The 12,659-nt window shown below is 36.3% G+C and carries 12 protein-coding genes; 4 read left to right on the top strand and 8 right to left on the bottom strand.

The genetic code is table 11. The features are described from left to right. Positions 1–39 precede the first annotated feature (39 nt). The 6 genes from QSV08_RS15630 to QSV08_RS15605 form a co-directional block, all read right to left on the bottom strand. Complete coding sequence (locus QSV08_RS15630; RefSeq protein WP_324024654.1) at positions 40–459, bottom strand: hypothetical protein; 420 nt, start codon at positions 457–459, stop codon at positions 40–42. Between the two features lie 111 nt (positions 460–570). Continuing rightward, positions 571–960 carry a DUF2721 domain-containing protein gene (locus QSV08_RS15625; protein ID WP_324024653.1) on the bottom strand — a complete coding sequence of 130 codons (390 nt, stop codon included), beginning with the start codon at positions 958–960 and terminating at the stop codon, positions 571–573. Positions 961–972: 12 nt separating this feature from the next. Then, positions 973–1,311, bottom strand: a complete 339-nt coding sequence (locus QSV08_RS15620) for a cupin domain-containing protein (RefSeq protein WP_324024652.1) — start codon at positions 1,309–1,311, stop codon at positions 973–975. A gap of 4 nt (positions 1,312–1,315) precedes the next feature. Next, positions 1,316–4,162 carry a WD40/YVTN/BNR-like repeat-containing protein gene (locus tag QSV08_RS15615; RefSeq protein WP_324024651.1) on the bottom strand — a complete coding sequence of 949 codons (2,847 nt, stop codon included), beginning with the start codon at positions 4,160–4,162 and terminating at the stop codon, positions 1,316–1,318. An 82-nt stretch (positions 4,163–4,244) separates the two neighbouring features. Continuing rightward, on the bottom strand, positions 4,245–5,957 hold the full coding sequence (locus QSV08_RS15610; protein WP_324024650.1) for a M28 family peptidase: 1,713 nt from the start codon (positions 5,955–5,957) through the stop codon (positions 4,245–4,247). A 17-nt stretch (positions 5,958–5,974) separates the two neighbouring features. After that, a complete protein-coding gene (locus QSV08_RS15605) occupies positions 5,975–7,426 on the bottom strand; it encodes a M20/M25/M40 family metallo-hydrolase (protein ID WP_324024649.1) in 1,452 nt (483 codons plus the stop codon). A gap of 147 nt (positions 7,427–7,573) precedes the next feature. Here QSV08_RS15605 and QSV08_RS15600 point away from each other — a divergent pair, with 147 nt between their 5' ends. The 3 genes from QSV08_RS15600 to QSV08_RS15590 are packed head-to-tail and all read left to right on the top strand — an operon-like array spanning position 7,574 to position 9,822. Continuing rightward, positions 7,574–8,866: an aminopeptidase P family protein gene (locus QSV08_RS15600; RefSeq protein WP_324024648.1), complete on the top strand. Its 1,293-nt coding sequence runs from the start codon at positions 7,574–7,576 to the stop codon at positions 8,864–8,866. Between the two features lie 9 nt (positions 8,867–8,875). Then, positions 8,876–9,646, top strand: coding sequence for an exodeoxyribonuclease III (locus tag QSV08_RS15595; protein ID WP_324024647.1), 771 nt, complete (start codon positions 8,876–8,878; stop codon positions 9,644–9,646). 2 nt (positions 9,647–9,648) lie between these two features. Continuing rightward, positions 9,649–9,822 carry a hypothetical protein gene (locus QSV08_RS15590; RefSeq protein ID WP_324024646.1) on the top strand — a complete coding sequence of 58 codons (174 nt, stop codon included), beginning with the start codon at positions 9,649–9,651 and terminating at the stop codon, positions 9,820–9,822. A gap of 15 nt (positions 9,823–9,837) precedes the next feature. On the opposite strand, the gene QSV08_RS15585 is transcribed toward QSV08_RS15590, so the two are convergent. After that, a complete protein-coding gene (locus QSV08_RS15585; RefSeq protein WP_324024645.1) occupies positions 9,838–11,115 on the bottom strand; it encodes a branched-chain amino acid transport system II carrier protein in 1,278 nt (425 codons plus the stop codon). 250 nt (positions 11,116–11,365) lie between these two features. Between QSV08_RS15585 and QSV08_RS15580 the strand changes: the two genes are divergently transcribed. Continuing rightward, positions 11,366–11,593, top strand: a complete 228-nt coding sequence (locus QSV08_RS15580; protein WP_324024644.1) for a hypothetical protein — start codon at positions 11,366–11,368, stop codon at positions 11,591–11,593. A gap of 11 nt (positions 11,594–11,604) precedes the next feature. Here the strand turns inward: QSV08_RS15580 and thiL are convergent, their stop codons facing one another. Beyond that, on the bottom strand, positions 11,605–12,648 hold the full coding sequence (gene thiL, locus QSV08_RS15575) for a thiamine-phosphate kinase (RefSeq protein WP_324024643.1): 1,044 nt from the start codon (positions 12,646–12,648) through the stop codon (positions 11,605–11,607). Positions 12,649–12,659: the final 11 nt, after the last annotated feature.

The raw sequence follows: 12,659 nt of genomic DNA, 5'->3' as shown, positions 1-12,659 counted from the left end.
GGGAATTCTTGAACAAAAACCGATTTGATGTACGGCTGCTTAATGTGCTTTTTTAGAGATATGTAGTGCCCAATCTACAGCTTCGTCTAAATTATTGAAGTGATTGAATTTTTTTGCAAAAAATAAATTCTCAAAAATTAAACTCGTAATGCCACTTTTTGTCTTTCCAACGATAGCGTAATGCTTCATTACATGACGGTCTTGATAAAATTTATACCAGTCAAAAGGAAATACATAAAATCGATTAACCCGATTTGAAATATAGATTAGAGGATAATTTACGCCGTAAATTTCTTGAGCAGCTTTTATGGTTTTTCTTGAGTCTTTTGGTTTAAAAAAAACGCCATCTTTTATTTCTGCTATAATAATACCTCCTTTGAAAAAATAGAATATACCAAATCCGAACTCTCGTACTTCTTTAATTTGTTGGTATAATTCAATTTCTTTTGCTCTCTTCATTTCTAAATTTCAAACGGATGGCAAAGATACTGGATATTAACCTAATAGCTAATAAAAACATCGACGAACGGTAAGGTTATTAGTTGGGATTCTTTACTTGATGTGTGGTCTTTATTTCTCCATATCCTTTAACTGAATTTCTAAGGCTTTGGTCGATAATTGAACTTCAATCAATGAAAGTACTAAAGAGATCATTAGTGCAAATAAGCTTATACTAAATACCAAATTAGCCCAAAAAGTGAATTCTGCATAAATTAAGGTCATGGTAATTACAGCTAACAGGAAGCTTACAATAGCCGTTGCCTGCATATTTTTTATAATAGTAAGTCGCTTTCTTAATTTTTGTACCTGTAAACCAACCGACTGCGATGCCGTTTCTTGATATTTTTGATGTAATTGTCGAATTAAGGCTGCAATCGCTAAATAACGAGCATTATATGCTAGCATAGTCAATGAAATAGCTGGAAAAAGTAGTGCTGGTATCCCTAAAGTTAATTCCATAATTGGTTTTTCTTAATCTGTTGCAATTCCAAAATAGGTCCAAGTAACGTCTTTATCAAAAGGATTGTGCTGACCGTGAATTTCGCCTGGTTCTATGGTTATGCAATTTCCTGCGCCTACTTCGTACTCTTTGCCAGAGATAGTAAAAACTGCTTTACCGGTTTGGATATGAAATACTTCGAACATAGTATCATGTTTGTGTAATTCTACTTGTTGACCAGGTTTAAAAACGGCAGTGCCATACATCATCAATTGCGGAATTTCTCCACGGTTGATTAATGTTCTTTTTTTAATCTCCGCATTATGGCTTACTCCTAAATCTGGTAGTGTATTCCAATCTACTATTTTCATTATGTTACTCTATTTCGAAAGTGATGTTTTCGCTTGTTCCGTTTCCTTTAATTTCAACAACGTATGATCCTTTAGGTAGATAAGTACTTCCGTTATCAGCTTGCTTCAATATGGTTTTGTGCTTTTTAAGATAATTCAACTTTCCGATTTTTGAAAAGGCTATGTCGTATGACAGAATGTTCAATCCTTTATTCGCTATAATTTCTGTTTCACTAACTACGATGTCGTCAGATGTTTTAATCTTAGCTTGGTACACATCATCGCTATCAGAATAGAAAGTGATGTCTAAACCAGGTGTGCTTGCCTTTGACCAAGAGCTCCAAGAATTCCCCCAACGAGAAGAATACTTTATGTTTTCTAAAGGATAGGTGTGCAATGTCTTTTTTAATACCTTGGGAGTCATTGTTTGTAATGCTGAAATATCTGCCTTGTAAATGCTTCTGCCGTGTGTACCTACTATCAAATGCTTGGCTTCTTTTTGAATTACCAAATCATGTACCGCAACATTGGGCATTCCGTTTTGAAGAGATTCCCATGATGTACCACCATTTAAGCTTACGTATAAACCATTGTCGGTACCTACAAATAATACCTTCTCATTTTCGGTATCTTCAATAATTACATTAACTGCTGCAGTAGGTATGTTTGCTGCAATGTTTTTCCAAGTGGCACCTTTGTCTTCACTTACATATATATAAGGTGTAAAATCATCTGAGCGGTAGCCGTTTAAGGTTGCATACACTCTGTTTTTTTCATGTTTAGAAGCAACTACGCGACTTACCCATAAATTTTGAGGTAAGTTTTTAGAAATCACTTCCCAATTTCCACCACCATTTTCTGTACGTTGAATTAAGCCGTCATCACTACCAGTATACATCAATCCGAATTTGAATGGAGATTCTGATATGGTTGCTAAGGTTCCGAATGCTACGTTACCTTTTTTGCCGCCTTGGGTTAGGTCGCCCGAAATGGTTTCCCAAGTATCACCTTTATTTAAAGAGCGATGCAGCTTATTGCTTCCCATATATAAAATATCTTGATTATGGGGTGATAATAGAATAGGAGATTGCCAGTTGAAACGATATGGAGTCTCGCCTAATTCATGCTTAGGTTGAATATAGGTGCGTTGGTCATTCTCTAAATCTATTCTGAAATAGTTCCCGAATTGATATCCCGTGTAAACGATGTTAGCATTGCGACTATCTACTTGTACTTGCATGCCATCTCCACCCATGATAGATTTCCAAGGATATTGACCTGTTTGTTGCCATTTTGTGTTTTCTTCGGCATTATTCGGACCCATCCAAACACCATTATCTTGTAAACCACCATAAACATTGTACGGTTTTTCATTATCCACTGCAATGGCATAAAACTGACCTACGGTTGGTGAGTTGTTTTTGAACCAATTTTTACCATCATCATAACTAGTATTTACTCCGCCATCATTTCCGTTGATTAAATGTCCTGATAAATTTGGATTTACCCAGACTGCGTGATGGTCAGAGTGTACATTATCGCCATTTATAGAAGTGTAAGTTTTGCCTCCATCTTTTGATGAAATAATAGGAACGCCAGATAAATAGATGGCATCTACATAGTTTGGGTCTACCGTAATTTGTGCAAAATAATAACCGTAGCTATAAAACAAATCATCAATATAATCTTCGTTTTGCTTTACCCAAGTAGTGCCGCCATCATTACTGCGATATACTTCTGCGCCAACTACGGGCGTATCGAATAACATAGAATTTGCATCTTCTAAATACAAAGCAAGGTCTGTTGGTTTTACAGCATTGCTACGTACCATCTGTTTTACATTGGCAGCTCTATATTTTTCATGAAAATTATTGGTCTTTAAAAACTCATTTAGGTCTTTATCGTTCAGGTCTAAGAATTGTTCTTTTGAGAGCGCTTTAAAATCATTTTTGGTCAAGCCGGCTTGCTTCTCTTTCTTTTCTTTGGATGTGTTTCTTCTAAACTGACTGTCATGAACAGCATAAACGGTATTATCATCAAAAACAGCTAGACCAATTCTACCAACACCTTCCCCCGTAGGAAAACCACTTGTTGGAGTTGAAATTTTAGTCCAAGTACTGCCTGCATCTGTACTTTTGTAAATACCAGAACCTTCGCCGTTACCAATAAAATCCCATGCTTTTCTATCTTTTTGCCAAGCCGCAGCATATTGAATGTTATAATTGTTAGGGGAAACGGCGACGTCAATTATACCAGTTTTGTCATTTATGAATAAGGTATTTTTCCAAGTTTTACCACCATCTGTGGTTTTGTAGATACCACGTTCTTTATTGTTCGAATATAAATGCCCCGTTACACCAACGGTAACTTCGTTTGCATTATCTGGATTTACGACGATACGCCCAATATGGTGCGAATCGCTTAAACCCATATGTTGCCAAGTTTTACCTTTATCGGTAGATTTTAGAATACCGATACCTGCATACGATGAACGCGATGAATTATTTTCGCCAGTACCTGCCCAAATAGTGCCACTTTGCCAGTGAACGGCTATATCACCAAGATTTTGTGTTTGAGTTTCATCCATGACTGGGGTAAAAGTATTACCGTTGTTATTGGTATACCATAAACCGCCAGACGCATATGCGACATAGTATTCTGTAGGGTTATTTTCATTGACTGCTAAATCAACAACACGACCGCTCATAACAGACGGACCAATATTTTTTAATGGAATATTTTTAACCAGAGAATTGGTTTTCATCACTTTTTTTGCGACTAAAGATTCATCAACTTTTTGTGAAGAAGTGGGTTGAATTTGTGCCGATGCAATAGTAATACTGGCTAGAAATAACAGGAAAGAGTTTTTCATTTTCATTTGTTTGATCATACTGATGGTAAGTTACTGATTACTTATACCCTTGGCAAATTGTACTATAAAGCCTAATGGGCATTTATTTAAGCGCTTCTTTTAATTCATTCGATTTTAGCTGTATTTCATTTTGAGCATTTGAAATAGCAGTTTTAACGGCTGAATTTTTATTGGTACTTATATCGTTTATAGAGTTGAGAGATTTAATATACCAATCTTCCCAAGCAGAAATAACTAGTTTTTCTTCCTTTTTGGAGCTTCCATTTTTAAGTGCTAATAGACTTAATTTTGATTCATCTTCTAGTCGAACAATAGCCTGTTCTTTTAGAATTTGAATTTGTTCATACGCAAATACATCTGATGCATTTACCAATTGTAACCCGCTAACCAACGCTGCCGTACCTACATTTTTCAAGGTTTCTTGAGATACCTTGTCAATGCGGTCATTATCGGTATGGTAAAACTGATCTGTAAAATGCCAAAGTAAAAGTCCGGGAATATCAGCTTTTAAAAACGGAGTATGATCACTGCCGCCTTCAAAAGGGTTGGTTTTCACTACCCAATTGGCATATTCGCCTTGTTTTTTAAACGTAGATATTATAAAATCGTTCAGGTAATGCGGTTTCATATCTGCTAATTTCAAAACCTCGCCGCCCCATTCGCTGTGCTTGTCTTTTCCGCGAGTCCAAATAGCACTTGGGTCTGGCATTTTTTCAATTAAGAATGTACCGCCAGTTACTGCTGTATTTTCACCGACCATGTCTAAACTAATTCCCCATTTTATTCCTTTTGCACGTTCGCTATCTTCTTGAATATATCGCTGTGTAGAAATGATTTCATCGCCCCATAAAAAAGTCATGGTTCTTTTAAAACTGATTTTACCTTCAGCAAACAATTTAGCAGCTGTTTTAGCCATTTCTAACTGTGTGCCAACACCTGTAGCATTGTCATTCGCACCTGGTTCTTGAATATGCGCACTGAATACCAAACGCTCATCTGGTAATTCGCTACCTTTTATATTAGCAACTATTGTCAGTTCTTCGGATGGATATCTTTTGGTTTGAATATTCACTTGAACTTCTGTACTACCCTTTTTAAGTTCTGCTATTAATTTCTCTTTCGCTTCGTAGGATAGTGCAATGCCCCAAAAATTACCATCATCTTGAGAAGGAAGACTTCTAAACTGAATAGAGGTCTTGTTTTTTTCAGGCTGTAAGTAATCCGGATTATCATACGTAAGAATGCCGACAGCGCCTTTTTCAACCGCTAGTTTATACAATCTTCGAACACTCATTTCTGCAAAGACTACTTTGTCTTTTATTGAAGTGTTCTTTAAGTCTTCAATAGATTTTATCCAAATAACTTGTGTTTTCACACCTTCTTTTGGAGTAGAAACTGAATTTAAATAGGTCATGTTCCTATTCGTTTCTGAAAGTAACAAAGGCTTTTCTTCTCCTACAATTTGTAATGAAGCAGATCCAGGTTCCCATGTTTGGTGGGTCATTTTCCGTTTTTCAATACGGTAGGTCAATCGATCACTATCCTTTGCTTTTTCCTCTAAAACATAACCTGCAGCTTGTAAACTATCTGCAATAAGGTAAATGGTTTTATTGAAGCCTGTATTACCCACAACACGCCAATAATCTTCTACAAAGTCTGTAGTCTCATAAGCGAGTTGACCAGTAATTTCTGGACGAACAATATCGAAATAATCGACTGGTTTTTCTTCAGTATGCTGAGAGCACCCTGTTAAAAAAGAGAAGCAGAGTAATGCGGGAACAATACCCTGCTTCATTATATTTTTTAGTGAACCTATTCTTCCCATTTCCACTCGTTGCCAATGATTAATTTTTCCTTTAAATCATTCTTGATCATAAATTCTTTAGTGGTTTCGCTATCCATTTTCGTAGCAGGTAATGTATCTGCATTTGCAACGGCATAAAGCATCATAGTACCAAAACGAGCCGTGTTTTTCATATGGTCTTCATTTACCAAATTAAAATCATCACAGTCAGAATGGTAGCAGCCGTAAATAGAACGGTCCAAATTACTGTGTACAGATAAAATTGGAACACCTTCTAGCATAAAAGGTTGGTGATCACTATGTAAGCCAGATTTGTTTGAAAACTTATTTTGATAAATAGTGTCTTGTTGTTGAATGGCAGCACCTAAATCTGCAAAGAATTGTTCGTCATCTAATTTTCCGCCGGCATTCATGCCTATTGGGTTGCCAGACATATCTAAGTTCATCATGTATTTGATGTTCTCAATAGTATTGTTTTCAATAGCTTGTTCTACTAAAAATTTTGACCCAAGTAGTCCTTGTTCTTCGCCCATGAACATTACGAATTTCACAGTACGTTTTGGGTGAAGGTTATTTGCTTTAAATGCTCTTGCGATGTCTAAAACAGCAAATGATCCAATACCATTATCAATAGCACCTGTAGCTAAATCCCAAGAATCTAAATGTCCGCCAATTACTATTTCTTCTTGCGGAATTTCAGTACCTGGCAATGTTGCTACCACGTTTCTTGCCTTGATAACATCACTCGTATTGGTCATGTCAATTTTAGCTGTAGCCTTTTTAGTTTTTAAAGTTTCTTTCAATGCCATACCATCTTCTTTACCAATACACACAGCGGGGATCGGTATCAACTCTCCTGTAACCGATGCAGTACCTGTTAATAGAACTCCGTTGTCAACTTGGTTAATAATGATGATACCAATAGCACCATATTTAATGGCTAAAGCTGTTTTTTCACTTCGGTGTAAATTGCTTAAACCCTCTTCACTATCTGGTAAAAGAGAAATGTATACTAAAGAAATCTTTCCTTTCACAGCATCTGGGTTAGCAGCATAGTCTGCATCTAAGCCGTTGCCCATGTCAACAATCTCTCCGGTAACGTTTGCTTTAATTGGGGCGTGACCAAGTGTCACTACCTTAATGTCTTCATCATTAATTTTCAAAGAAACCTCGCCTCTTGCCCAAGCTTCTACTTCAAAAGTTTGGTAGGCTACGTCTTCAAAGCCGTATTCTTTAAATTTATTGAAGGTGTATTCTTCTGCTTTTGCTCCGTTAGTAGAACCTGTTAGTCGGTGTCCGATAGTTTCTGTTGCTTCTTTTAACGAACTATAACCTTTAGAGTTTGCTTTGATCTCGGTATCGATACGTGCAAAAAGTTCAGATTGAGTTTCTTCTTTTTTGGTTTCTGAGCATGCCTGTAGGCATAAAGCGCCTATTAATAGGTAAGCGATTTTTTTCATGAGTTGTTTGTGTTTGGTTTAGGTATACAAGTTAGCTAATTTGTAGCTAAGAATAAGAGAAGGTGTTCTTGTAAATCTGATAATTCGATGCCGTATTTTCTGAGGAAACAACACATAATGCTTAATTTTATATCAAAATAAGAATTCATGAAATACGATCAAATACCTAACTCCCTATTTATAAAGAACCGTAAGAAGTTTATGGACCGCATGCAGCCTAAAAGTATTGCTGTTTTTAACTCTAATGATATTTACCCGATAGGTGCAGATAGTGTGTTGCCTTTTGAGCAACATAGAGATATTTTTTACCTTTCTGGGGCTGATCAAGAAGAAACTATTTTAGTGTTGTTTCCTGATGCGATTAATAAAAAGCATCGCGAGGTGCTGTTCGTTCGCGAAACAAATGAGCATATTGCTATTTGGGAAGGTGAAAAATTAACGAAAGAGAGGGCTACAGAAGTTTCAGGTATTGAAACAGTTTGTTGGTTACAAGATTTCGAGAAAATCTTCTTCGATTTAATGACTGAGGCTGAAACTATTTATTTCAACACTAATGAGCATTACAGACAGGCGGTAGAAACGCAAACTCGCGAAGACCGATTTATTGAAAAATATAAGCATCAATATCCAGCACATAAAGTAGCAAAAAGCAACCCTATCCTTCAGGAAATTAGAGGAATTAAGGAACCTGAGGAAATTGATATCATGCAAACTGCATGTAATATCACCGAAAAAGGATTTCGTAGACTTCTTAGTTTTGTGAAACCGGGTGTGATGGAATATGAGATTGAAGCAGAACTATTACATGAATTCGTGCGAAACAGATCTAAAGGTTTCGCTTACCAGCCAATTATTGCTTCTGGTAATAATGCGAATGTATTGCACTACTTAGAGAATAATAAGCCTTGTAACGAAGGTGATTTAATTCTGATGGATGTTGCCGCGGAGTATGCGAATTACTCTAGTGATTTAACCAGAACGATACCTGTAAGCGGAAAATTTACCAAACGCCAAAAAGAGGTGTATAATGCTGTATTACGTGTTAAAGACGATGCTACTAAAATGTTGGTGCCAGGTACGCTTTGGGCAGAATACCATAAAGAATGTGGTAAATTAATGACTTCAGAATTACTCGGACTCGGTTTATTGGATAACGCAGATGTACAGAATGAAAATCCTGAATGGCCTGCATACAAAAAATACTTTATGCATGGTACTAGTCACCACATTGGTTTAAACACTCATGATTACGGAGCATTGAAAACACCAATGAAAGCAAATATGGTATTTACTGTAGAACCGGGTATTTACATTCCGGCAGAGAATATGGGTATTCGTTTAGAAGATGATGTGGTAATTCAAGAAAAGGGAGAGCCTTTTAACTTGATGGCGAACATCCCTATTAAGGCAGATGAGATTGAAGAATTAATGAACAAATAAAAACGGAATATGAAATTAGTATCGTGGAACGTTAATGGCATAAGGGCTTCTGTAAAAAAAGGATTCGAAGATATCGTTAAAGATTTTGATGCAGATGTATTTTGTGTTCAAGAAACAAAGGCGCAAGATGATCAGGTTGCCGAAGCATTGAAAGATATTACCGATTACGAGCTGTTTAGCAATAGTGCAGAACGAAAAGGTTATTCTGGTACCGGAATTTTATCTAAACAAGCACCTGTGAAGTTCGATAAGGACATGGGTATTGAAGAACATGATTTAGAAGGAAGAATTACACATTCTGAATTTGAGCATTTTCACTTGATCAACGTCTACATACCTAATAGTGGTAGTGGATTAAAACGTTTAGATTACCGTGCCGGATGGGATAAAGATTTTACCAACTACCTAAAGGAGCTATCAAAATCAAAACCTTTGATAATTACAGGCGATTTTAACGTAGCACATACCGAGAATGATTTGGCAAACCCAAAAAGTAATTACAATAAAACAGCGGGATTTACACAAGTCGAAATTGACGGATTCGAGCACATGCTTAAAGAAGTTAACTTGGTAGATAGCTTTAGAAAATTACACCCTACAACTTTCGATAAATATACCTTTTGGAGTGCACGTGGTGGCGCACGTGGTAGAAATGTTGGTTGGCGTTTAGATTACTTTTTGGTAAGTGAATCTATTTGGGATAAGGTAACATCTGCCGAAATTCATGATCAGGTATTGGGTAGTGATCATTGCCCTATCAGTTTAGAAATAGAGTTTTAAGTATGAGTTTATTTATATTCCTTCAAGAGGCTTCCGAAATTGAAGAGAAAATTAAAGAAGCACCCAATAGTGCTTATGAGATAGGTGTCGTTATCGGCACCTATCTACCTTTGGTGGTAATGATTTTAATCGCATATGCTTTTTACTATTATTCGAAAAAGAGAAAAAATAGGTAATAGGGATATCAAAATTTATTGAGGCTTTCTTCTACCTATTACATTGATTGCTAAAAATACAACCAAAGCTGGCAATACCCAGCCCAAACTATATTGTTGCAGCGGAATCCAAGAGAAGGTATCTGCTGCGGGCGATAATGCGCTTATACTACCTAAGAAATCTGGAATACTAAATAGTATGGTAGTAATCGTAACCGCTCTGAAAACAAAAACGGATGCATATTTGTCTGGCACTACATTCAATAATATTAGAATAATGGTTATCGGATAAATAAACATTAAAGATGGTATAGCTACGGCAATAATATAAGCTACATTAAATTGCCCTACTAAAACACCTAGTACACTGCCTAGAATTGCTGTTATTGTGTAAATAGATTTGGAGTCCTTAAATCTAGACGCCACAAAATCTGCAGTTCCCGTAACGATACCTACAGCAGTTGTAAAACAAGCTAAGCCAACAAGAATACTTAGAAATAAATTACCAATATTACCTAAACTCTGTATGGCTAAACCAGATAATATTTCTGTTCTTGTGGTATCGGCATCGAAGACAGAATGTACTAAGGATCCAGAAAGTATAAGTCCCATATAAATTAAAAACAGCGATAAGCCTGCAAACCAAGCTGCGTTGCGTATCAGTAGTTTTTTATCTTCATATGAGGCATCGGTATATTTTAAATTGATCGATATAATAATTACCCCACCAACAACGACAGCACCAATAGCATCAAATGTTTGATAGCCTTCTAGTATTCCGTTTGTAAACGGACTAGCGATAGCTGTGTTTCCGAATTCGAAAGGGAATGAGAAAACGGTAATCCCAATCACTAAAAGCAAAATTAGAATTATAGCAGGCGTTAATATTTTACCTAAAATGTTTAAGATTTTAGAACGGTTTAAGGCAAATAATAAAACCAAAGCGAAGTAAACGCTACTTGTAAACCAAGATGAGATATCCCAATAGGGCTGAATCGCCATTTCGTGCGTTACCGAAGCTGTTCTAGGGCTAGGCAGTGCTATAGCAATAGCATAAATGAAAAAGGCATAGATTAAACTGAAGGTTGGCGATACTTTATTGCCAAAATCTATTAGTGTTCCCTGAAGTTTTGCATGTGCCAAAATACCAAGTACCGGTATTGCAACTGCAGATAGTCCGAAACCTATGGTAACTATGAGCCATTGGTCGCCAGAATTAAAGCCTAATAATGGAGGTAAAATTAGATTGCCGGCTCCAAAAAAAAGAGAGAACAATGCAAAAGCCGTAACGAGGGTTTCCTTCTTTCTAAACATGAATACAAATTAAGTGAAAGATTATGAAATAACAGGTAAGGCAAGGTTTTTCATTTTCTGAAACACCAAAAAAAAGGGCATTGACAACAGGTTAGGTAAAACTCACAACAATTACTAGTACAGGCCTTTAATATGCTGTACTTTAACCAAAGGAAACAAAACGTATGTTAATTTCCTTGAAATTCAATCTAATATATAATCGCATTTTCTCGATTACCCAAATCGAAATTTTTGCATAAAATCCTACAGCATGAAAAAAATATTCTGCAGCATCTTCGGCCATCACTATTCAATTTCTAAAAAAGTGACGTCTCATATAAAAGAGTACAAATGTATTCATTGTCAAAAAGAAGTAACTACCGATGTAAGTGGTAACCTTTCTGCGTTAACACCTGAATTACAAGATATCAATAGAACTTTAGAACATATTTACCAAAGAAGACATACTGCGACTACTGCAACGCAACAAGTAGCTTAGTTTATCCTTTTTTAGTTAAATGAATTCCAACCCTGTGCGGTTAATGGAATCTTCGTATTACTTCTAGAAATTAAGAATGCCCCTTCGTCTTTTCCTGTGGTATGCCCTATGACGGTCAAGTTTGGATTACCCTTAATTTTCGCGAATTCTTTTTGGTCTATCGTGAACAATAATTCATAGTCCTCACCGCCACTAAGTGCGACAAGGGTGCTATCCATTTTAAACTCTTCACAAGCTGAAATTACGGTAGGGTCTAAAGGAATTTTGTCTTCGTATAAGTCAATACCTAATCCGCTACTTTTACTTAAATGTAAAATCTCAGATGATAGTCCGTCACTAATATCAATCATTGATGTTGGGTGAACATCTAATTTTTTCAATAGTTCAGTAATGTCTTTACGAGCCTCTGGCTTTAATTGTCTTTCAACGATATAAGAATACGGCTCTAGATCTGGCTGACTATTTGGATTTACTTTAAAAACTTCGTTTTCACGTTCTAATACTTGTAGCCCCATGTATGCGGCACCTAAGTCTCCACTAATAACTAGTAAATCGTTTGGCTGAGCACCTGAGCGGTAAGCAATATCTTCTTCATTTGCGATACCAATTGCGGTAACGCTAATCATTAATCCTGTTTTTGATGAGGTGGTGTCACCACCAACTAAATCGACATTATATGCTTTGCATGCTGTTGCCACGCCAGCGTAAAATTCTTCAAGTGCTTCTAATGGAAATCTGTTTGAAACTGCAATTGAAATAGTTACTTGAGTCGCCGTAGCGTTCATGGCGTAAATATCAGAAAGGTTGACCATAATAGATTTGTAACCTAAATGCTTTAGTGGCATATAGGCAAGGTCGAAATGTACCCCTTCTATTAAAAGATCTGTGCTTATAACTGTTTTTTTGTTTTCAAAATCTAAAACTGCAGCATCATCACCAATACCTTTTACAGTAGATTCTTGTTTGATTTTAAAATCTTTAGTCAGGTGTTCTATGAGTCCGAATTCACCTAATTTCTCTAACGATGTTCTTTCTTGTTCTTTATCTTCTAGCATGCTGCAAAAAT

This window comes from Maribacter sp. BPC-D8 (assembly GCF_035207705.1).
GTDB lineage: Bacteria > Bacteroidota > Bacteroidia > Flavobacteriales > Flavobacteriaceae > Maribacter.
The sequence above is the reverse complement of the archived record's forward strand: the minus strand, read 5'-3'. Positions and strand labels throughout refer to the sequence as shown.